The organism is Streptomyces piniterrae, assembly GCF_005048155.1.
Taxonomy (GTDB): domain Bacteria; phylum Actinomycetota; class Actinomycetes; order Streptomycetales; family Streptomycetaceae; genus Streptomyces; species Streptomyces piniterrae.
Genome location: NZ_SUMB01000004.1, coordinates 23,740 through 45,174, shown reverse-complemented (window position 1 = coordinate 45,174; position 21,435 = coordinate 23,740). Strand labels below are relative to the sequence as shown.

The window sequence follows — 21,435 nt, the reverse complement described above, 5'->3', positions numbered from 1 at the left end:
GTTCAGACTCAGTGGCATCACGCCCGTGCCCATCGACGTGAGCGCCGGCAACGGCATGGCAGGTCACACGATGCCGCACGTTCTCGGCGGCCTCCCTGGTCTGCTGGAGAAGATGTACTTCACCGACGGGACCCCTGCGCACCACGAGGCCAACCCCAGGGAGATCACGAGCGTTGTTCAGGCTGGCGAGTCCTGATCAATACTTCTAGAGCATGCCGAGCGCCTGCATCGCATCGCGTTCGATGCGCGAGAGCTCGTGGAGGAGGGAGCCGGCCTGCATGAGGTTCTTCGCGTCGCCGGATTGGCCTGCTGTAGCGATGAGTGCGGCCACCTCTGTCCAGAGGGCGGCGGCCTCGGTATACAGGCTGTGGCCAGTGCGCAGGTGGCTGCTGTCGATCAGCTGGGCACACTCGGCGAGGAAGTCCCGGTAGAGATTGCGGAACAGGGCGCCACCGGTGCCGGCCTTCTCCATGAGGACGGCGGCCCGTGGTAGGTCCTCCTGCGGATTGTCGCTGCGCTGCAGCCATTTCGTCACTTGCCTGGCGGTCTTCTCGATGCCCCGGTGGCCCAGGTTCGCGATGGGCGGGTTCAGGAAGGCTTCGGCGCAAGTCTTGATCGCGGGGGTGATCCGGTCCTGCGGTGACGTCGGGTTGCTGGGCGCTGTGATGGTGAAGGAGCGGTGTTTGGCGGTCATGGGGCCGCGCTCGGCTCTGGCCCTGGCCAGGCTGGCGAGGCTGGTCGAGACGGCTCCGCCCTGCGGGCTGGTGTCCACAAGGTAGGCGTCCTGTTCGTCGTAGCCATACATGGCCACGACGTGCCCGCCGAAGTGCACCTTGGTGCTGAAGTAGTCCAGGTGGCAGCTGTCGAGCTGAAGGCCGACCGGTCGACCGGCGTCGATGGGGCCCGCCACGTTCTGCCACGCCTTGCGCGGGGAGGTGGTCTCCCCGACCAGCAGCTCAAGTCCGAGTGCGGCGGCCAGGTTCCTGGTGAGCTCAAACGGCTTGACCCGGCCTCCCAGGAAGGGAAAGCCCATGCCTTTGCTGTCCCAGTAGATGAAGGACAGCCCGGAGCCAAGCCCGAACAGCATGGGCTCGGACAAGTCGAGTCCCTCATGCCGCAGCAGCACGCCCAGCGCCGTCGTCTCGCAGTGCTGCATTCCGCGGACATCGATGTCTTTCACCATGGTCATGCCGCGCATTCTCCTCCCGCACCAGAGGACGCCTAGATGGGCGTGCCAGACCACTGCGTCCCAGTCATGATCCGCCGGCAAGGGCTTCACCTCCCGCGTGGTGCTGGAGGAGTTCCCACAACTGAAGACACTGCTCCCCACCTTGTGGTCGTCGTCATACTTCGCGGCCTCGGTCGGCGCTGTCTCGGCTGACACGGTGCAGCGTGTATAGACACGCAGTGGGAGCGCTCCTGGAAGAAGGAGGCGGTATCGACATCGGCACCGTGCACTTTCTGACCACGTCCAACGGTGAGTACGTCGAGAATGCGTGCTTCCTGGAGCGTTTGGGCGAGGAGCTGGCCGAGGCCCAGCGTGTGCTGGCGACGTTTCCCCAAACGCACCCGCAGGTGGTCGAGGAAGCAGGGCGCAGCAGCACGTAAGGTCGCGAAGCTGCACGCCGAGATCCGGCGTCAACATCTCGACCACCACCACAAGACCGCGAACGCGCTGATCCGCGAGCATGATGTGATCGGGTACGAGCGGCTGAACCAGCGGGCATGACGAAGGCGCCTGCACCCAAGCCCGACCGCGACAATGCCGGCGCGTTCCTCCCGAACGGCCCTGCTGCGAAGGCTGGGCCGAACCGCAGCATCCTGGATGCGGGTTGGGGGATGTTCTTCGGAATCCTGGCGCAGAAGGCTGAGAGTGCCGCTCGCCGAGTGATCCCGGTAGACGCCCGCAACACCTTTCGCAAAGTTCGAATGTTTCTCCTGCGGCTTCGTTGAGAACGCAGACGTAGTGGGCGCCTTAAACGTCCTGCACAGGGTCGGGCCGGTCCTCTGCGCGGAGGCCTAGCCACCGACGCAGAAAGTCCGATGGGTCGGGCTCGGAAAGACCCTAGACGCAGTGGATGCGTCGCGGGCCCTCGAAGTATCGGAGCGTCGCAGCAGCCGCCCCGACCGGCCGGCGCCCACCGGCGAGTGCCCGGATATCGGGCGCCACCTGCCATTTTCCGACAAACACCGCTCCGCGATGGAACTTCCGTTGACGCCGAGCCTGTCTCGATGTGATGGTACGGCCGCCCGGTCATGGACATGTCGTCCTCGGTCATCGGTATGTCGTCCGCCTGCCGTGTCCAGCCCCACCTCGTCGGAGACAGCAGGACGACGACAGGACGCTGCCCCGACCCGGCGTTCCACCAGAACCTCCGTCGGAGAACTCGCTACCCCCTCAAGGAGCCATGGTGTTACGAAGACTCGCGGTGGCCGGTGTATCGCTCGCCATCACCCTCGGAACGGCGGTGCTGACCGCAGCACCCACGGCATCGGCCGCACCGCACGCGCAACCGGCCACCACCCCATCCGTCGTCGGCGGGGCCGCGGTCGGCGACGCCCCGGACATCGACGTGGCCAAGGTCCAGGCACATCTCACCGAGCTGAACGCCATCGCGACCCGCAACGGCGGCACCCGTAAATCCAGCGGTCAGGGCTACCGGGACTCCGTCGCCTACGTCAAGAACAAGCTCCAGGCGGCCGGCTACACGGTCACCGAGCAGCCCTGCACCTCCGGTTGCTCCAGCGGCGCCGGACCCAACCTGATAGCCGAATGGCCCCAGGGCGACGCCGGCACGGTGTACATGTTCGGCTCCCACCTCGACAGCGTCGGGGCCGGACCCGGCATCAACGACAACGGCTCCGGCTCGGCCGCACTGCTGGAAACGGCTCTCACCCTCGCGCAGCAGAACCCCGCCATGGCGGCCCGGGTCCGCTTCGGCTGGTGGACGGACGAGGAACAGGGCCTCAACGGCTCCGACTTCTACGTCAGTTCCCTGTCCGGCACCGAGCGCTCAAAGATCAAGGCGTACTACAACTTCGACATGATCGCCTCGACCAACGGCGGCTACTTCATCAACCACGTCAACTCCGGCGCCGCCCAGCCGATGAAGGCGTACTGGGACTCCCTCAACCTCCAGCCGGAGGAGAACACCGAGGGCGCCGGCCGCTCCGACGACTACTCCTTCGAGCAGGCGGGCATCGCGACTTCCGGGTACGCGATGGGAGCCGGCGCGAGGAAGACCTCCGCGCAGGCGGCCAAATGGGGCGGCACGGCCAATCGCTCCTACGACCCCTGCTACCACCAGTCCTGCGACACCACCGGCAACATCAACAGCACCGGACTGAACCGCAGCGTGGACGGCATCGCCTACACCCTCTGGAAGCTCGCCGTCGCCAACTCCACCCCCGCGAACGACTTCTCCCTGGCCGTCGCCCCCACCACGGGCAGCGTCGACCCGGGCGGCACGGCCACCAGCACGGTCTCGACGGCGACCACCAAGGGCTCCGCTCAGACCGTGAAGCTGTCGGCATCCGGCGCCCCGGCAGGCGTCACCGTCTCCTTCAACCCCGCCTCGGTGACCTCGGGCGGCAGCTCCACCATGACCGTCGCCACGGCGTCGAGCACGGCCCCCGGCACCTACCCCCTCACCCTCACCGGCACCGGATCCGTCGCCCACAGCACGACCTTCACCCTGACGGTCAAGGGGACCGGCAGCTGCACCGGCCAACAGCTCCTCGCCAACGGAGGGTTCGAGAACGGCACCGCACCCTGGACGGGTGACACCGGCGCGATCGGTGCCCACTCGGGCCGGTCCGCCCACAGCGGCAGCCGGTTCGCCTGGCTCGGCGGCTACGGCTCCTCCGCCACCGACTCCCTCAGCCAGTCGGTGACCGTGCCCTCCGGGTGCGCCAAGGCCACCCTGACCTACTGGCTGCACATCGACACCGACGAGACCGACCGCGTCGCCTACGACACCTTCAGGGTCAAGGTGGGCAACACCACCCTGACAACCCTCTCCAACACCGACGCCGCGACCGGATACACCCAGCGCACCCTGGACCTGACCCCCTACATCGGACAGCAGATCACCCTGACCTTCACCGCCACCGAAGACGCCAGCCTCCAGACCAGCTTCGTCATCGACGACGCAGCCCTGCAGACCGGCTGACCCCCAACCACCCGGAGGGGCACGGCACCTGCACACCGCCGCCTGCCCCTCCGGCGCACACCGGCCGCTGACCCGGGCGGGTCGGCGAGCAACATTTCCCACCGCCTCCGGCCGTGTAGAGGAGCGGGGCGGTGGTCACCCGGTCCTTCCGAAGTACAGGCTGCGGGTATAGGAGTTGAGCAGCCCACCAGGAACGGAGTTGTACGACAGAGTGGCGCTGATGCGCGGGGTGGGGCCCGATACCGGGGTGACCCGGTGGAGGGAGACCCGGCCCGAGTGCAGGACCAGCGTGCCGGGTGTGGTGACCAGGTCGCGGGTCAGCGAATGCCGCTCTCCGGCGGCGATGGCGCGCAAGGCGTCGCGGTCCTGTTCCACCGCGGCCCGCGAACGCGGCACATACTCCAGGACCCCGCCCTTCTCGGGCGCGAGGAGATGCAAAACGATCGTGTACTCCGACACATCGAAGTGCCAGTCCTGTTCATCGCGTTCGTGGTGGACATGGATCGTCATGGCCCCGAGCGGGTCGGCCGAGCGGAACACCGGCCGGCCGACAACCGCGGAGACGAACTTCAACAACGGCTCCCAGTGGTAGAGGGCCCTGAGCGGGGAGCCGGGATCGATACGGTCGTAGGCCAGCGTGCTCTTGGTATGCGTCCGGCCCAGTTGCGCGGAACCGGCTGCCCCGTCTGCATCGCCGGCTGCCCCACCGGCCTCTGCGGCCGTCCCGAGGAACACATTGTTCGCGCCCCGGAACCGATAGCCCAGGGTCCCGGCGTCCTCCCGCACCCGCGTCACCACCCGCGCGACGGCCTGCGGAACGAGGAACCCGCCCAGCACCGTCAGGCTGGTCCGGTTGAACTCCGCACGGGCCCTGTTCAGCAGCGCCTGCCCCGGCTCGCCGTCCAGGGCGTCGACGGGATATGTCTCCAGGTCCACCAGCTCAGACATCGGGTACTTCACGGCCCCGCCCTCCCGTCCTCCTCTTGCGTCCACGACCTTGCGCCAGCGGCGCCGACGATAGGTGAGCACCGCGCGCCGCGGCAGACGGCCAACGGGGGAGCCGGTCATCCGCCTGGCCGCAATGCATCGGTTTCAGCGGGCGTCGGGACCCAGAACCCGGACGCGGCCCGTCGCTGCGGCAGCACTCAGCAGCCCCCCCGGGAACGGGAGAACAGCGCCACCAGATCGCGGCCGTGCGCATGCTTGAACTCGGGGTTGCGTTCCCCCGGGTCGAGCTCATCGACAGCGGTGAGTTCCACGAGGGAGCGCAGCCGCGCCACCGGAACCCGGTGCGTCGTACCGGCGATCCGGTCGCGGAAGCCGACCGGATCCTGTCGTTGTCCTGTCGATGTTGGATAGGAGGAGTTGCAGTCCTCGCCTATCAGGGCAGTTCATCTGGGGCCGACGCCGAATCGAAGCGCTGCTGACTACGAGGTCGAGCGTGAAGGCGTACATCGCGCGGCAGCCGAGGGTCGGATTGCCGGGCGGACCAACGCTGGTGACCATGGCGATGACCTGCGTGCTCTCCGTGCACCAGGGGTGACTCCACGTTCCACCGTCACCCGAATGGCGGTATGGCTCTACCGGGCGGTACGCGGCCGTGCGGAGGCACGAGGAGCATGGTGAGCGCCACTCGGGGGCCTGCGCGGGAAGGGATCATCATGGCCACGACGCAAGCCACGAAGTCCAAGCCTCACATCAACATCGGGACCCTGGGCCACAGGGGCCACGGCAAGACGACACTGACCGCGGCGATCACCAAGGTGCTGGCCGACAAGTTCCCGAGTCTCAACAAGGCGGTCTCGGTCGCGGAAATCGACAAGCGGCAGGAGGAGAGGCGCAGCGGTCAGTCGGTCTGCACGACGCATGTCGAGTACCAGACGGAGAAGCGGCACTACGCACACTCCGACTGCCCCGGCGATATCCACTACGTCAAGAACATGATCAGCGGGGCTTCGCAGATGGACGGCGCGATTCTGGTCGTCTCCGCCGCCGACGGACCGCAGAAGCAGACCAGGGAGGACGCGGTGCTGGCCCGGAGCGTGGGCGTCGAATCGCTCGTCGTCGCGCTGAGCAAGTGCGACCTGGTCGACAGCGATGAGGTGCTGGAGCTGGTCGAGACGGAGGTCCGCGAGATGCTCTCCGACGTCGGCTTCGAAGGAGACACGGTCCCCGTCCGCCGCGTCTCGGCGCTGAGAGCCCTCGACGGGCAGAAAGACCAGACCACAGCGGTGCTCAACCTGATGAACGAGGTCGACTCCGCCATCCCGATCCCCAAGCGGGCAGTCGACAAGCCGTTCCTGCTGGCCGTCGACGAGGTGTTCGACCTTGGAGGGCGGGGAGTGGTGGCCACCGGGCGAGTGGAGACCGGGGTCATCAAGCCCGGCGACGCGGTTGACATCGTCGGCCTGAGGGAGACGCAGAAGAGCACGGTGACGGGCATCGAGGAGTTCAAGAAGCAGTTGGACAAGGCCGAGGCGGGGCGGACCGTCGGTCTGCTGCTGCGCGGCATCCAAAAGGGCCAGATCGAGCGCGGGCAGGTTGTCGCCGCGCCCAACACGGTGACTCCCCACACGCTGTTCGAGGCGAAGATCTACATGCTCTCCAAGGACGAGGGCGGGCGGCCCAAGCCGTTCTTCAACGGCTACCGGCCGCAGTTCTACTTCCGGACCATGGATGTGACCGGGGAGATGAAGCTCAGGACTGACGGGGACGACAACATGGTCATGCCGGGCGACCGCTGCGACCTCTCCGTCGCACTCATGGCGCCCATCGAGATGGAGCGGGCCCAGTCGTTCGCCATCCGCGAGGGCGGCAAGACCATCGGCGTAGGCCGGGTGACCAAGATCCTCGCGTAGGCGCCCACACCTCGTGCAGCACCCCGGCACGCTGCGGACGGCACACCGCGGCAGCCGGCGAGACGCCGGCTGCCGCGGTGGTGGCCAAGCTGGCGAGGGAGGTGGTGGCCCTCGGGTGAGGAGATCGCCGAGACCGGCGACCTGATCGAAAGCCGGTGGGCGCGGTCGCCTACATGGTCACCCGGGCCCCGTCAGCCCTGGAGATCGAGCTGATACTCAAATGCCGTGTGGATCGGTGCGTAGCCCAGCGCGTCGTTGATATGCCTCATGTGCGGGTTGTTGCCGGCGGTGTCGGTCAGCAGGCCGCCGAGGGACGGGTGCCGCTCACGAGCTTGCAGAATCGAGGCGGCCTTCATCCAGCGTCCGAGGCCGTGCCCGCGGTGCTCGGGCAGGACGCCGGTGCCGTAGTGCTGGCCATCGCCCTTGCCGTCGCCAGGGACGACCAGTTCGGTGAAGCCGGCGATCGAGCCGTCCGACTCATCGATGGCAACGACGGTGTGCAGCAGGTCGCCACGCTGTTCAACGGCCGCCGCTGCGGCCCGGACCCGGTCCAGATCCCACACCACCGTGCCGAAGTCGGTGCCGCCCATCGGCATGTCGTCCATGGCATGACGCGAGGTGACGAACGTCTCGGCGAGGTCGTCGGGGACTGTGCCCTCCCACGACGTCAGTCGGTAGCCGGGATGCGGCCGTTCGGTGATCTCGGTGAGAGTGGTGAGGTCCGCCTCGGCCAGCGAGAGCCGGGTGTAGATCAGGGTCAGGACCTTGCGGAAGCCGCGGGCCGGGAGGAACCGGTCGCCGTGAGAGCCGGCCTCGGCCTGGGTGATGATGCAGCGTCGGCCGTCCTGGTGTGCAGCGGCCACGGCCGCGTCCAGGAGCCGGGTGCCGATGCGGTTTCGCCGCTCGGCCGGGTGGACGTGGAGTTCCAGAGCGGCGAGGTGCTCCTGCCCGGCCTTGGTGTAGAGACGCAGGAACGCAGACCCGACGGGGATCCCGTCGGCGTCGGATGCCAGCCACGCCAGGCGGCGGCCGGCCGGGTTGGTGTCGGGGTCGGTCAGCGCGGTGATGCGAACGGACAAGGTGTCTCCGTCGTTGAGAGGGGGAAGTTGCCAGGACCTGAGGTCGACTGCTGACCGGTCGTGCGCATGTGCTGCACACCTCCTTGGCGACGGCGGCGATGATGGCGACGGCGATGGTGATGGCGCCGGCCTGGGCGGCCGACGGCCCGCAGAAGGTAGCCGCTTCCGCCCAGAGGCAGCAAAGGGTTTATCGAGGCTGCTTCAGCCCGGCGCGGCAGCAGAGGCGGACACTCACAGACACGCCCTGGCTGAGCCGCGTCAGAGCCGTTCGAGAGCGGTCTCCGAGCGGTGTCAGTGTATGTCTGGTCCGTCGGCGCGATCGTGGCCGCAACGACCGCCACGAGAGGAACTCCGATGAGTCAAACGGTTCCCATCCCGCAGGGCCTCCCCATGGAGCGCGATGCGGGCCCCTTCGACCCGCCGCTGCCGCGCGCTCGGCAGGCGAACAGCCACGGCCGTCCGCTCATGGCCATTTGCGGTCAGCCGAGATTGGTGATGGGGAGCAGTCCACGTTCGGCGAAGACCTTCTTGGCGACGAGCGTGGCGTTGATCGAACGCGGCATTCCGCAGTACACGGCCGAGTGCAGCAGCGCCTCGGCGATCTCGGTGGCGGTCAGGCCGACGTTGAGCGCGGCGTTGATGTGCACTTCGAGCTGGATCTCGCAGCCGCCGAGCGCCGATAGCACACCCAGGGTGACCAACTGCCGGTCACGCGGTGGAAGTTCGGGGCGGTCGTACATGTCGCCGAATGCCCACGCCACCACCTGGTGGCCCAGCTCCGGCGAGGTGTCGGCGAGGGAGTCGACGATCCGCTGCCCCGCTTCACCGTCCACCCGCTCCAGCACCTTCATGCCGTACCCGTAGCGCTCTTCGCGGTTCATGGTTCTCCCCAGGTCAGGTATCCGCCCCGGGCCGTCCGGTGCGATGTCTCCACCCTGGCCCGAAAGGCGCCCAGATCTGCTCTGCAGGCATTACTGGCTATAGTTCCCATGCCTGGGAGGTATGGATGGAGCTACGGCTACTCGGCTATGCGGTCGCGATCGCGGAAGAGGGCAGTATCAGTGGCGCGGCGCGGCGGCTGCATCTGACACAGCCCACACTCAGCCGCCAACTGCGCGAAATGGAAAGGCAGTTGGGCACAAAACTGTTCTCCAGGGAGGGGCGCGGACTTACGCCGACGCCGGCCGGGCAGGTCCTGGTACGGCGTGCGATCACCCTGCTCGCCGAGGCGGATGCCGTGCTGGAGGACGTACGACTGGCCGCACAGGGCATGACCGGACGACTGACCGTGACCTTCGCCGGTTCGGGTATCAACGGACCGCTCGGTGGCGCGCTGAGCCGGGTGCGGCGTGAACTACCCCGGGTCGACCTGCAGTTGGCGGAGAGTTTCAACGATGCCGAGATGTCGACCGGCGTACTGGAAGGCCGCTTCGACCTCGCGGTCCAGCGCCTCCCGATGCGCGATGCCCGACTCTCCACCCAGGTCTGGTGGCGAGAACCGCTGACTCTGTTCCTGCCCGCCGGCCACCCACTGGCCTACCCCTCCGAACCCGCCCCGCTCGCGGCCCTGGGCCAGATTCCCCTGGTCATGTGGCCCAGGGACGTCTCTCCCCGCTCCTACGACGAGATCATCGCGCTCTGCCACAGCGCCGGAGTCGTACCGAAGATCGGCGCCGAGGGCCGCAGTGTGCAGACGCTACTGGCCCTGGTCGCGGCCAAGTTCGGCGCCGCGGTGCTCGCCGACTCGCACCGTGCGCTGCGCCGCATCGGCGTGACCCCGCGGCCACTGGCCGATACCTCGACCACCCTGCACCTGGTCTGGCGGGCCGACGACGCCAACCCGCTCGTGGAACGGATGCGCACTCTCCTTACCGATGCGCTGAGCCGTGCGTGAGCGTTGCCGGCCGGGAATCGGTCGAGTAGCGGTCGAGAATCGGTAGAGAATTGGTCGATGTCGCTGACGTTCACTTGGCGGATGAGCGCTTGAGCCGGTGCGCGCTGGGGGATCGGGTCTCCGCCGCGGGCTGTTGCACCCCCGAATGTGACGTCCAGCGGAGTGCCGCCCAGATGAGAGTGCCGAGCACGAAGCCGTATACGGCGACGAGGCCGTGGCCGTTGTCCTGCGCGAACCACATCAGCAGCCCGAGCGCCGGGACGCCGGCTGCGAGGGCCTGCTCTTTCCTGGCCCGGGTGCGCGTCAGGAGGAACGCGGCGAGGGTCGCTCCCAGGAAGTAGGTGGCGCCGGAACTGCCCGCGAAGTTGCGGGGGTCGGTGCTGGGCCCGCCGCCCAGGCCGAACAGGGCGTCGATCTGTTCCGGCAGAAGGATGCCGGCGACGAAGAGGAGCGCCGTCAGGGGACCACCCCAAAGCCACTGTGCGAGCGCCGCCACGAAGGCGAGGGTGGCGATGTTCCAGGCCGCGCCGGCGACGCCGCCGTTCTGCATGAAGACCGAGGTGAACACCCGCCACCAGCCCGTCCGGGTGGGATCGTTGTCGAGGGCGGCCATCGCCCCCGCCCAGCACAGCTGGAGGATGACGCCGGCCACCGCCACCACGGTCAGGCCGACCGCGACCCACGGAACAGGCCGCCCACGCAGCGAGTCGCGCCCCACTGCGCCGAGCCCGCTATTGATCATCATCACCATCAATGCGGCCGTGGTCGCGTTGAAGAGCAGTCCGTCCATGTCCCCCGTACCCCTCTGATCCAACAGTGTTCGAAATCGGTCGGCCGCGACGCTAGCACAGCTTTTCAAACAGTGTTCAAAAAGTTGCTACGGTGGACCCATGAAGCTCACCAAGGAGCGAATCGTCGACGCCGGCATGGCCACGTTCGCCGAGACCGGGTACCACGGCCTGTCCATGCGCCAAGTGGCCGAGCGGCTCGGCGCCCACGCGGGCAGCCTCTACTACCACGTACGCAGCAAGGACGAACTGCTCGCGCTGATGGCCGACCGTGTCAGCCGGCATGCGTACGACGCCGCCGGCACCGCCCTGGCCGCGCTCCCGCCCGACGTGACATGGCAGGAAAAGATCGAGGTTCAAGCCGCAGAACTGCGTCGGAGCATCCAACAGCACCCGGGCGGCGCACTCTTGCTCGCTGACAGCCCCGGAACGCTGAGCACTGGTGGCCTGTCCCTGATGGAACGCCTCCTCGAAACCCTTCTCGACGCCGGTGTCCCCGCCGAGCACTGCGGCATCGCGGCCGACACCCTCCTGAGCCACGTCACAGGCTTCGTACTCCAGGAGCAGGCCGAGCCCCAGACGCCGACCGTCACCGCGGAGACCTACGGCGAGCTACGCGCCCGCTTCCCGCTCGTCATGGAGCAGATGCCCCGCCTGAGCCAGGACGAGAAGTTCCAGCGAAGCGTCAGGCTCCTGTGCACAGCATTCGAGACCCTGACGAGGGACGACAGCGTCAAGTGAGGCCTCGGCCACACACATACACGTACACATACACATGCACGTACGCATACGCGTCCGCTGCCTCACGGCACGCCGGTCCACGCAGGACTCAGTCTCGGTCCTCGTGCTTGGCGTCGATTTCGGTGATCAGGGCCTCGATGCGCGTCTTGATCTCGTCACGGATAGGGCGGACGGACTCGACGCCCTTGCCCGCCGGGTCCTCCAGTGCCCAGTCGAGGTACTTCTTGCCGGGGAAGATCGGGCAGGCGTCGCCGCAGCCCATGGTGATGACGTAGTCGGATGCCTGGACGGCCTCGGTGGTGAGGACCTTCGGCTCCTGCTCGGAGATGTCGATGCCGAGCTCCCGCATCGCCTCGACGGCGGCCGGGTTGACCTGGTCGGCGGGGACCGAGCCGGCGGAGCGGACCTCGACGCGGTCGCCCGCGAGCTGCCGAGCGCGTGCCTTCCCAGCGTCCCGGCCGCTGCGCGCCGCGTCGCCGTGTTGCGTACTGCCGCGTTGCCCATTCGCGCCCTCGGCGTTTACCTGCCGTAGACCTCTATCCAAGGAAGTTTCCGATATGCCTCTTCCAGCCCATATCGCTATGATCGGCACGCCTATGGTCGACCATGTGCTGCCCAGCCTGGAGATCATCCGTGAGCTGGTGGCCCGCGGCCATCGCGTGACGTACGCCAACGCCGACCACGTCGCCGAGCTGGTTACCGACACCGGTGCGGAGCTGGTCCGCTTGACCTCCACTCTGCCGGCCGCCGCCGGCGACTGGCCGCAGGATCCCATCGCCGCCGCCTCCCTCTTCCTCGATGAGGCGATGGCCGTACTGCCACAGCTGCACGCCGCGTACGACGAGAGCCCCGCCGACCTCTACCTCTACGACATCGGCGCGTACGCGGGCCGCGCGCTGGCTGAGGCGCAGGGCCGCGGCCTCGTCCAGCTGTCGCCGACGCATGTGGCCTGGGAGGGGGCCCAGGAGGAGATGGGTGCGGCGTTTGCGGGGCTGCCCGGAGGTCCCGCCCACCGAGAGCGGTTCGCGGCCTGGCTGGCCCGGTGCGGTGCGGTGACCACGAACGTGGAGGAGTTCACAGGTCGGCCGCCGCGGGTGCTGGCCCTGATCCCGCGCGCCATGCAGCCACATGCGGACCGGGTCGACACCGAGGCGGTGACGTTCGTCGGCCCGTGCTGCGGCACCGGTGAAAAGCAGAGCGGCTGGAAGCGGCCGGCCGGTGCGGAGAAAGTGCTGCTGGTGTCGCTGGGCGGCTCGGCCTATCCCGGGCAGCGGGAGATCTACGGGCAGTGTGTGGCGGCCTTCGCGGATCTTCCGGGCTGGCATGTGGTGCTCCAGACCGGCGGTGGCAGCGATCCGGCCAAGAAGGGGGAACGGATTCCTCCCAACTTCGAAGTGCTGCCGTGGGTGCCGCCGTTGACGATCCTTGAACAGGTGGACGCATGGGTGACGCACACCGGGATGGGGAGCAGTAGTGAGGGCCTGTACGCCGGTGTGCCGATGATCGCGGTACCGCACGGGGCCGACCAGTGCCTCTACGCCGACCGGCTCGTCGAACTGGGTGTCGCCCGTCGGATCGACACCGCGGACGTCACGGCGGCGGCGCTGCGCACCGCCCTGATGGAACTCATCGGCGATTCACAGGTCGCCGCACGCTCGGCATGGCTGTGGGCCGAGGTGCGCACCGAGGGCGGTACGCGTCGGGCCGTGGATCTGATCGAGGAGCAGCTTGTGGAGGAGCCGGTGGGCTGATCGACAGTCGGGGGGCGGAGCCCCCGGCGCGGACAGCCGCGGACAGCCGCGGACAGCCGCGGACAGCCGTGGACAGGCGCGGACAGGCGGGGAATGACGGGGGATGGCGGGGAACGGTGCGCGTTCCCCGCCCGGCGGGTTCGGCCTGAGCGGCTTGGCGGCGAGCTCGTTCGCCATTGTCAGGCCGTGCTTGTGAACGCGATATGAACTCAACTATGCGGTCTGACCTGCGAGTTACTGCCTGGTTCTACATCATTCAGAACCGACAGTCAGGTAGGTTTCCGGTGTCGCCGCCACACCGGGAACACGGGGTTCCCAGGGACTAGCGGCACGTAGGGACATCGTCTCTTGACGACAGCGACCGAAACTTTTCACGTCCGTCCGTACACCCCGCACTGCCAAGTCATCACCGACGAAGGTGATCACGCCGTCATCGGCATCTCTCCGGGGAACTCCTACTTCACCCATCAGCGAGTCCTCAGCCTCGCCGCCTGGGGATTGGAGACCTTCCGTCAGGTCGATCTCATCTATACGGATCTGCATGTCGCCGACATGTATGAGGCGCTCGGCTATCCGGCCATCGACGCCCAGCGCAAGGCCGTGAAGAACCTGCGCGGTGTACGGGCCAAGGTGACCGCCGCCGTTGCCGCGCTGGATCCGGACGGCTCCCGGCTCCGCGGCCGCCCCATGTCCGCGCTGCTGGACATCCCCGCCTATCGGGTCATACGCGAGAGCCTCGACGATCGGCTGTCCACCGACCCGGCGTTCCGCGAGGTCTGTGAACAGCTCGTGGTCCAGTTCCTCACCAGCAAGGTTCTCCACGGGCAGCAGCCCACGGACCGTCAGCGTCAGGTCTGCCTCGACTACATCTGTGCCGAAGCGCCGCTGTTCATCGACACCCCCGCAATCATGGGCGTCCCCTCGTCGCTCAACTGCTACCACCAGGCACTGCCGATGGCCGATCTCCTCTACTCACGCGGGCATGGCCTGCGCGCCACACGCAACCAGGGCCACGCCGTGATCACCCCCGCCGGCAATCTCACCGAAGGAAACGACCAGTGACGACCGCCCCGAGCCTGATCGACTTCCCGTTCTCCGCGCGCGGCGACCGCCTGCCCCAGGAGATCGAGCAGCTTCGCGCCACCCCGGTCACGCGGGTGCGCACCATCGCCGGGGACGAGGCGTGGCTCGTCTCCTCCTACGAGCTCTGCAGACAGGTGCTCGAAGACCCACGCTTCAGCCTCAAGGACACGTCCGCCCCAGGCGTCCCCCGGCAGTACGCGCTGACCATCCCGCCCGAGGTGGTCAACAACATGGGCAACATCACCGGCGCCGGACTGCGGAAGGCCGTACTCAAGGCGATCAACCCCAGGGTCGGTGGCCTGCCGGAGTGGATGACCGACCACGCCGCCCACCTGGTCGACGGGATCCTCGGCTACGGCCCGCCGGTCGACCTGCGCGGACAGTTCGCCAACCCCTACGCCGAGCACCTGCACTGCCACATCCTCGGCATACCCCGCGATGACGCACCGCTGTTGGCGTCCAGTCTCGACATCGCGTTCATGAACTCGGCATGCCCCATCACCGGGGCGCGCCTGAACTGGGATCGGGACATCGCCTACATGACCGGGCGGCTCAACGACCCCGCCACCGACGGGCTCATGGCCGAACTCGCCGCCCTCCGTGGGGACCCCGACTATGCGCACCTCACCGACGAGATGCTTGCCACCGTCGGCGTCACCATGTTCGGTGCCGGAGTCATCTCCACCATGGGAGCCTTGACCATGGCGGTGTTCACGCTCCTTCAGAACCCCGATGTGTGGGAGCAGCTGTGCGCGGAGCCCGGCAAGATACCGGCCGCCGTAGATGAACTGCTGCGTGTGAACCTGTCCATCGCCGACGGACTGCCCCGCCTGGCCATGGAAGACATGCAGCTCGGCGACACGGAGATCAAGAAGGGTGAACTCGTCCTCGTCCTGGTCGAGGCCGCCAACACCGACGAGAGCGTGTTCCCCGACCCGCACACCATCGACATCGACCGGCCCAACGCGGCCGCTCACCTCTCGTTCGGCTACGGCGGGCACTACTGCCCAGCCGTACCGCTCGGCAAGAAGCACATCGAGATAGCGATCGAGGCACTCACCACCCGTATACCCGGCCTGCATCTGGCCGTCCCCGTCGACCAACTCGTATGGCGCACCCGCTTTATGAAGCGCATCCCCGAGCGCCTGCCGGTCGCCTGGTAGGAACCGCAATGCCGGCGTGAGTCGGCGCCCAACACAACGCGATCCGACACGACACGACCCGACAGCACGATGGTCCCGACCTGAGAGAGGCCGGGACCATCGATTTCACCGTCCGGCCCGCTGCTGTTCCTGCTGCTGTGGGCGGCCACCACGCTTCGGCGCGCGGCTGGCGGCACCGCCCCGGTGCCGGGATGTCTTCCCCGTCTCCTTCACCGGCCGGTCGTGCCGCAGGTCGTCGAAGAGCCGGGCCGACCTCCTGGCGTCCCACTTCAGTACGTTGCCCTTGGAGGTCGGGACGCCGATGCCGGACACGGGCACGTTGATCTGCTTGCCGTGTCCGCCCGTGACGTTCTGCACGGCGCGGAAGATCCTGGTGAGATCCTGCAGGCTCATGTCCTCGTCGACGATGAGCGTGTCGAGCCCGGCCTCCACGGCCGGGCCGATCTCCATCGGGTCGAAGAGGGTGTCGGGCCGGGCGGCCTGGTGGGCGAGGGTCGACAGGAACTTCTGCTGGTTCTTCGACCGGCCCAGGTCGCCCTCCTTCTCCTGGTGCCGCTGGCGGACGAAGGCGAGCGCCTGCTTGCCGCTCAGGGTGTGACAGCCCTTGCGCAGATCGGCGCCCGACTTCTCGTCCTTGATGTCCCGGTCCAGGCACATCCGAACGCCGCCGATGGCGTCGACGATGTTCACGAACCCCGCGAACCCGATCTCCGCATAGTGGTCGATGCGCAGCCCGGTGTTCTTCTCGACGGTGTGCACCAGCAGTTCGGGGCCGCCGTAGGAGAAGGCGGCGTTCAGCTTGTCCCCTTCGGGCCGCTTGGTCTTGCCCGTCAGCGTGTCGAGACGGCCGGGCAGGGTGACCCAGGAGTCACGCGGCAGGCTGACCATGCTGGTCCCGTGGGCCCCGGTGTGCAGCAGCATCATCGAGTCGGTGCGCCGCCCGCCGCCCCCGCCGGCGTGCAGGTCCTTCACGTCGCCCTCGGAGAGCCCGTCGCGGCTGTCCGAGCCCACGATGAGGTAGTTGGTGCCTTCGCCGGGCGGCGGACGGTCCCCGTACGCGCTGAGGTCGACGTCACGTTGGAGCCGGGTCTCGGCCCAGCCGTACGTGCCGCCCGCCGCGACGACCACAACGCCCAGCAGGACGAGCACCGCCCGCCGCAGCCTCCTGCGCTTCTTCGGCTGCCGGGCGTGGGCGCGCCGGGGCCCGTAGCGCGAGCTGGGGCGATCGGCGAACCGCTCACGCGCGTCGGAGCCGTCTTCCGGGGCCGCGTACGAGCGCTGGCCGGGGTACGGATCAGGATCGGCGTACGGATCCGGATCCGCGTACAGCACAGGGCCGACGTGCGGCCCCCGGCCGCCGCCCGGCTCCGGGCGCCACAGATCGCCCGTCACCTGCACCGGCCCCTGGTGCACGGGACGGCTCCCGGCGTCGTCGTTCCAGCCCTGTTCCCCCGTGGGTGTGGTGCGTCCGGCCCGCTGGTCAAGCGGGTCTGTCATGGTCAACTCCCTTGGTCACGTCCCAGGTCCGACTCGCGCGGCAGCTCGCCGGTTCCCTCCCTCCCCTCCGCCCCCTCACTACGACGGCAGGCTCCGCCGCGGAAGCGGCTCGTCGAGCGGATCTCCGGATGTCTCCGCGGGCGGCGCTTCGAGCAGATACGGGTCGGCGGTTCCGGTGCGCTTCATGCTGTGCCACTTCAGGCGGGTGCCGAGCAGCGCCGTGGTCACGGAGTGGATGACCACCAGGTACATCAACTGCCGGTAGACGAACTGCTGGAGCGGCAGCACCCACAGCACGCGCAGCCGTTCGCGGTCGAGCCGCAGCGCGTACGCGGCGGTGACCAGCTGGACGGAGAGGAACCCGAACCAGACGAGGGCCGCCTCCAATGGGTCCCGGAACAGCGCCCCGAACAGGGCGAACATGTCCACGACCGGTGCGCACAGCGGCAGCACGATCTGGAACAGCGTGACGTAGAGCAGCACACGACGGCCGAAGCGTCCGGCGGGGCCGACCTCCGTCACCGCGTGACGGTGCTTCCACATCGACTGGAGGGTGCCGTAGCACCAGCGGTAGCGCTGGCGCCACAACTGCCGCACGGTGCTGGGCACTTCGGTCCAGGCGACCGCCGACTCCTCGTAGACGACACGCCAGCCGGCCTGCCAGAGCGCCATCGTGAGGTCGGTGTCCTCGGCCAGGGTCTCGTCGCTGACGCCGCCGACGCCCATCAGTGCGTCCCTGCGGAACGCGCCGATCGCCCCCGGCACCGTCGGCATGCACTCCAGGACCTCGAACATCCGCCGGTCGAGGTTGAAGCCGAGGACGTACTCCAGATGCTGCCATTTGCCCAGCAGGCGGCGCCGGTTGCCGACCTTGGTGTTGCCGCTGACCGCACCGACCGCCGGATGGGCGAGCGGCTGGACCAGCCGGGCCAGCGCCTCGGGCTCGAAGATGGTGTCCGCGTCGACCATGACGACGATGTCGTGCCGGGCATGCGCCAGGCCGGTGTTGAGGGCGCTGGGCTTGCCGCCGTTGGGCTGCCGGATCACCGTCACCCGCGGGTCGTCGATCTGCTCGGCGATGTCGGCGGTGGCGTCGGTCGAGCCGTCGTCGATCACGATGATCTGCAACTGCGGGTGGGTGGAAACGAGCAACGAGTACACGGTGGAGGCGATGCCGGCCTCCTCGTTGTACGCGGGCACCAGGACCGTCACCGGGTCCCGCACCGCGCGCAGCCGTGGTGCGCCGGGCCGGTACCGGTGCAGTCTGCGCACGTGGAGCCGGGCGAACACCGCGAACAGGAGCATCCGCAGCACGCCGAGGACGCCCGTGAGGGTCAGCGTCCACACCATCACGGTGAGGAAGGCGTGCCCGAGCCGCTGCGACAAGATCAGGCCTTCGCCCTTGATCTCCTGGGCAACCGGGACCTCGTTGAGGAAGGAAGGGCGGCCGAGGCCGCCGCTGATCGTGGTGAATCGTTTCACGCTGCGGTCCTGCAGCAGATCCTCGGCCTCGTGGTAGCCGAGGTCGGTCTGGCTGTGCTGCGTCACGAGCCCCCGCCACGGCTTGCGGTCCTTGTGGTCCGAGGCGACCACCAGATACCCCTGCGCCGCCGCACGCTTCGCCGCCGGCCACTCGGGTCCGCAGAGCGTGTCCGCGGCCGTGGTGTGCGGCAGCCGCAGCAGGGTGGTGTTGAGGCCGGCCGCGCCCGCGAAAGCGGTCTGGGTGAGCGACAGTTCAAGGTGCGCACGCAGCGAGGAGGCGGCACCGAGGTCGCCGCCGCTGTAGGTGTACGAGCCGATCTCGTGGCCCTCGTACAGGATCCGCTTCATCAGCTTCGGGTGCTCGGCCGCGTCCTTCCCGTAGACGAAGAAGGTGGCCCGCGCGTGGTGCCTGTGCAGCAGGTCGAGCAGGCGCGGCGTCCACACCGGGTCGAACCCGCCGTCGAAGGTGAGCGCGACGGTCCCCGGCGGCATGGCCGCGGTGGTGACCCCCTTCGGGCCGAACCGCAGCAGCGGCTTCCCGTCGTCCACGTCGCGCGGAATCGGCCGGGTGCACGGCGGTTTGGTGCGCGCGGCGTCGACCTGGTGGGTCGTCCAGCCCTCGAAGAGGAGGGCGACGGCGACCACCAGAAGGACCAGCAGGAGGACGATCCAGTGTCCGCGCGGCGGGCGGCGGACAGCGGTACGCCGACTCACTGCTTCAGGCCTCCGGCCGGCGGCGGGGCGGATCTGCCGGACGGCGGGCGGTGGTCGCCGCGGTCCGCTTGGGTCCTGGCCGGCGGCCGGTGCGCCTCGGCTCGGCCCGGTGCGGCGTAGCCATGCTGCGACTTGCCGGTGACCGGCCCGGAAGGCACCGGTCCGCTCAAACTCGGCGGCTGCGTGCCGACGGGCTGCCGGAGTCCGCTGACCAGCGTTCCGACGAACAGCAGATACCCGAGGCAGGCGCAGCCCACGGCCAGCGCCATGCCTTGCAGCGCCCGCCTGCGCCAGCCCGACTCATCGATGAAGACAGGGAGTTGGGGGTCGGCGTCCTGGGGATGCCGTGCCGCCTGGGTCACGTGAGGCGCAGCGACCCGGTGCGGCATGCGCTGTGTCATGTCCCGCCCCGTGGGCTGCGCCGGGTACTCCTCCCTGCGGGCAGGGGGTGGCGACGACGATCGCCCGTCGTCCGGTGTGCTGGCTATGTGGGGGATGCCCTGCACTGGTGCTCCTGATCTGCGGCCGCGCACGCGCGACTCTTTGTGTGTGGGGGGACGGACCCGGGGGTCCGCCGTACTGCCCGTGAGACCTCGGAGCCGCATCCCGGTGCCCGGCGCCTACGGAGGGTTCCCGTACTTGCGCATGCCATGCGCCCTTCCCGGGTGGGGCCGGGAAGACCACTCACGCATGTGCCCTCACAAGGGCCGGAAGGCCAGGGTGCAGCCGTCAGCCAACACGCAGCCCCCGACCCTACTCGGGCACCCGGGTGGCACGGCAACAGGCCGTCCTGACCTTCGACATCGTGATGAACGACACCTACGACGTCGAAATCACGATCACGCGCGATGTCGAGAGGCGCTCCGCCCTTGCCCGGCGCCCGATCTCCACGTCGTGGCGTGGCCGCCCTTGCGGAAGATCGTGCCGGTCACCCACTGGCGCGGCTGGAGTTGGCGGGATAGTCAGGCAGAGCCGCGATGCTGCTGACTTTCTCGCCCAGCTTGAGCATTCCCTTCAGGAACAGGGGGCGGGACAGCAGGGTGTTGCGGAAGCGTATGCCGGTGGCGGTGCCGGGGGCGAGGAACTTCCCGGTACGGTCACCGCCTGCCTGGCAGCCCTCGGCGTACTTCCGGAGTCTGTTCTCGTACCGGGTGAAGGCCGTCCGATACTCGCCCTGAGCTCGTGCGAGCTCGCCGGCCAGCACGTAAGCGGCAACCATCGCGGTTCCCGTGCCCATACCGCCGATGGTGGCCCCGCAGGCGGCATCGCCGACGAGGCACACTCGCCCTGTGGACCAGCTGTCCACGTCCGCCCGGCTGATCGAATCGAAGTACAGGTCGGGCGCCTGGTGAAGGGAGGCGAGCAGGCGGGGCACCTCCCAGCCGAGACCGGAGAAGGCGTCGACGATCAACTTCTTCTGCTGTTCGGGGTCATGCCGGTCATACGACAACTCGGGTGCGGCGAAGACGAAGAACGCCCCTGCCCGTGCCGAGTCCCGGTGGTCGGCGCCGATGGAGGCGAACCGTCCCGGCACGTTGTAGCCGGCCGAGCCTTTTTCGACACCCGCGTAGTTGTCGTTGGGCAACTGCCATGTGGCGGCGTAGTAGCCGAGGTGGCTGACGTAGTTCTCCTCCGGACCGAAGGCGAGACGGCGGACGTTGGAGTGCAGCCCGTCCGCTCCGATCACAAGGTCGAAGTCGCGTGCGGCGCCGCTTTGGAAGTCGACCCGCACGCCGGAGGAGGTCTCGGTGAGGCCGGTGATCGAGTCGCCGAAGACGTACTCGGCGTAGGGGGCGCTGTGCTCGTACAGCATCCGGGCCAGGTCTCCGCGGAGGACCTCTATGTCGCCGCCGGCGAACTCGGCCGGCAGGTGCAGCAGGGTTCGGTCGCGTTTGTCGACGAAGCGCATCGGGCTGCCGCCGGTCTGGATGCGGCGCAGTTCAGGAAGCAGGCCCATGCGTTCCAGGACGGTCAGGTGTGTCTCGCCGCGGAAGTCGACGGCCTGACCGCCCTCGCGCAGGGCCGGGGCCAGTTCGACGACGGTGGGGTTGAAGCCGTGGCGTCCCAGCCAGTAGGCCAGTGCCGGGCCGGCGACGCTCGCGCCGGAGATGAGGACGTTCCTGACGACGTTCCTGTTCACGGGCTCCTCTTTCCATAAACTGTGTCCACTGGACACTAATAATTACTGTGTACCATAGACACAGTTGGATGGG

20 protein-coding genes and 1 pseudogene are annotated in these 21,435 nt (G+C 68.3%); 11 read left to right on the top strand and 10 right to left on the bottom strand.

The genetic code is table 11. The features are described 5' to 3' along the window. Positions 1-25: 25 nt before the first annotated feature. A complete protein-coding gene (locus tag FCH28_RS38070) occupies positions 26-196 on the top strand; it encodes a hypothetical protein (protein ID WP_169314135.1) in 171 nt (56 codons plus the stop codon). A 9-nt stretch (positions 197-205) separates the two neighbouring features. On the opposite strand, the gene FCH28_RS12840 is transcribed toward FCH28_RS38070, so the two are convergent. Next, entirely contained in the window at positions 206-1,189 is a 984-nt protein-coding gene (locus FCH28_RS12840; RefSeq protein ID WP_136740579.1) for a BtrH N-terminal domain-containing protein, read from the bottom strand. Positions 1,190-1,268: 79 nt separating this feature from the next. Between FCH28_RS12840 and FCH28_RS12835 the strand changes: the two are divergent. The 4 genes and pseudogenes from FCH28_RS12835 to FCH28_RS12815 form a co-directional block, all read left to right on the top strand. Beyond that, positions 1,269-1,465: pseudogene (locus tag FCH28_RS12835) on the top strand (IS200/IS605 family transposase); the annotation flags it as partial. Between the two features lie 27 nt (positions 1,466-1,492). Next, positions 1,493-1,729, top strand: coding sequence for a transposase (locus FCH28_RS38660; RefSeq protein ID WP_136740014.1), 237 nt, complete (start codon positions 1,493-1,495; stop codon positions 1,727-1,729). Beyond that, complete coding sequence (locus FCH28_RS12825; RefSeq protein ID WP_136740013.1) at positions 1,726-1,953, top strand: hypothetical protein; 228 nt, start codon at positions 1,726-1,728, stop codon at positions 1,951-1,953. The genes FCH28_RS38660 and FCH28_RS12825 overlap by 4 nt, the downstream gene beginning before the upstream one ends. A gap of 476 nt (positions 1,954-2,429) precedes the next feature. Continuing rightward, positions 2,430-4,172 carry a M28 family peptidase gene (locus FCH28_RS12815; protein WP_425471934.1) on the top strand — a complete coding sequence of 581 codons (1,743 nt, stop codon included), beginning with the start codon at positions 2,430-2,432 and terminating at the stop codon, positions 4,170-4,172. Positions 4,173-4,307: 135 nt separating this feature from the next. On the opposite strand, the gene FCH28_RS12810 is transcribed toward FCH28_RS12815, so the two are convergent. Further along, positions 4,308-5,120: a HalD/BesD family halogenase gene (locus tag FCH28_RS12810; protein ID WP_136740011.1), complete on the bottom strand. Its 813-nt coding sequence runs from the start codon at positions 5,118-5,120 to the stop codon at positions 4,308-4,310. Between the two features lie 713 nt (positions 5,121-5,833). On the opposite strand from FCH28_RS12810, the gene tuf reads away from it, so the two are divergent. Then, complete coding sequence (gene tuf / locus FCH28_RS12805) at positions 5,834-7,030, top strand: elongation factor Tu (protein ID WP_136740010.1); 1,197 nt, start codon at positions 5,834-5,836, stop codon at positions 7,028-7,030. 191 nt (positions 7,031-7,221) lie between these two features. On the opposite strand, the gene FCH28_RS12800 is transcribed toward tuf, so the two are convergent. Together FCH28_RS12800 and FCH28_RS12795 are read right to left on the bottom strand one after the other, a co-directional pair. After that, on the bottom strand, positions 7,222-8,109 hold the full coding sequence (locus FCH28_RS12800; protein WP_136740009.1) for a GNAT family N-acetyltransferase: 888 nt from the start codon (positions 8,107-8,109) through the stop codon (positions 7,222-7,224). Positions 8,110-8,588: 479 nt separating this feature from the next. After that, positions 8,589-8,990, bottom strand: a complete 402-nt coding sequence (locus FCH28_RS12795; RefSeq protein ID WP_136740008.1) for a carboxymuconolactone decarboxylase family protein — start codon at positions 8,988-8,990, stop codon at positions 8,589-8,591. A 125-nt stretch (positions 8,991-9,115) separates the two neighbouring features. Between FCH28_RS12795 and FCH28_RS12790 the strand changes: the two genes are divergently transcribed. After that, positions 9,116-10,003 carry a LysR family transcriptional regulator gene (locus tag FCH28_RS12790; protein ID WP_136740007.1) on the top strand — a complete coding sequence of 296 codons (888 nt, stop codon included), beginning with the start codon at positions 9,116-9,118 and terminating at the stop codon, positions 10,001-10,003. Between the two features lie 70 nt (positions 10,004-10,073). Here the strand turns inward: FCH28_RS12790 and FCH28_RS12785 are convergent, their stop codons facing one another. Then, positions 10,074-10,793: a hypothetical protein gene (locus FCH28_RS12785; RefSeq protein ID WP_187363826.1), complete on the bottom strand. Its 720-nt coding sequence runs from the start codon at positions 10,791-10,793 to the stop codon at positions 10,074-10,076. A 100-nt stretch (positions 10,794-10,893) separates the two neighbouring features. Between FCH28_RS12785 and FCH28_RS12780 the strand changes: the two genes are divergently transcribed. Beyond that, a complete protein-coding gene (locus FCH28_RS12780) occupies positions 10,894-11,532 on the top strand; it encodes a TetR/AcrR family transcriptional regulator (RefSeq protein WP_136740006.1) in 639 nt (212 codons plus the stop codon). Positions 11,533-11,620: 88 nt separating this feature from the next. Here the strand turns inward: FCH28_RS12780 and FCH28_RS12775 are convergent, their stop codons facing one another. Continuing rightward, complete coding sequence (locus FCH28_RS12775) at positions 11,621-12,076, bottom strand: arsenate reductase ArsC (protein ID WP_246102734.1); 456 nt, start codon at positions 12,074-12,076, stop codon at positions 11,621-11,623. Between the two features lie 37 nt (positions 12,077-12,113). Here FCH28_RS12775 and FCH28_RS12770 point away from each other — a divergent pair, with 37 nt between their 5' ends. From FCH28_RS12770 to FCH28_RS12760, 3 genes are all read left to right on the top strand, one after another. Continuing rightward, the gene (locus tag FCH28_RS12770; RefSeq protein ID WP_136740005.1) at positions 12,114-13,283 is read left to right on the top strand and encodes a macrolide family glycosyltransferase; all 1,170 of its coding nucleotides are present in this window, start codon (positions 12,114-12,116) and stop codon (positions 13,281-13,283) included. Between the two features lie 348 nt (positions 13,284-13,631). After that, complete coding sequence (locus tag FCH28_RS12765; protein ID WP_136740004.1) at positions 13,632-14,345, top strand: cyclodityrosine synthase; 714 nt, start codon at positions 13,632-13,634, stop codon at positions 14,343-14,345. After that, positions 14,342-15,529, top strand: a complete 1,188-nt coding sequence (locus tag FCH28_RS12760) for a cytochrome P450 (protein WP_136740003.1) — start codon at positions 14,342-14,344, stop codon at positions 15,527-15,529. Before FCH28_RS12765 ends, FCH28_RS12760 begins: the two co-directional genes overlap by 4 nt. Positions 15,530-15,634: 105 nt before the next feature. On the opposite strand, the gene FCH28_RS12755 is transcribed toward FCH28_RS12760, so the two are convergent. From FCH28_RS12755 to FCH28_RS12740, 4 genes are all read right to left on the bottom strand, one after another. After that, positions 15,635-17,026 (bottom strand): LCP family protein, encoded by a 1,392-nt coding sequence (locus FCH28_RS12755; protein WP_246102732.1) that lies wholly within the window; start codon positions 17,024-17,026, stop codon positions 15,635-15,637. Between the two features lie 78 nt (positions 17,027-17,104). Next, positions 17,105-19,222: a bifunctional polysaccharide deacetylase/glycosyltransferase family 2 protein gene (locus tag FCH28_RS12750; RefSeq protein WP_136740002.1), complete on the bottom strand. Its 2,118-nt coding sequence runs from the start codon at positions 19,220-19,222 to the stop codon at positions 17,105-17,107. Beyond that, positions 19,219-19,623: a hypothetical protein gene (locus FCH28_RS12745; protein ID WP_136740001.1), complete on the bottom strand. Its 405-nt coding sequence runs from the start codon at positions 19,621-19,623 to the stop codon at positions 19,219-19,221. Before FCH28_RS12745 ends, FCH28_RS12750 begins: the two co-directional genes overlap by 4 nt. A 527-nt stretch (positions 19,624-20,150) precedes the next feature. Further along, the gene (locus FCH28_RS12740; RefSeq protein WP_136740000.1) at positions 20,151-21,362 is read right to left on the bottom strand and encodes an FAD-dependent monooxygenase; all 1,212 of its coding nucleotides are present in this window, start codon (positions 21,360-21,362) and stop codon (positions 20,151-20,153) included. Positions 21,363-21,435 lie beyond the last annotated feature (73 nt).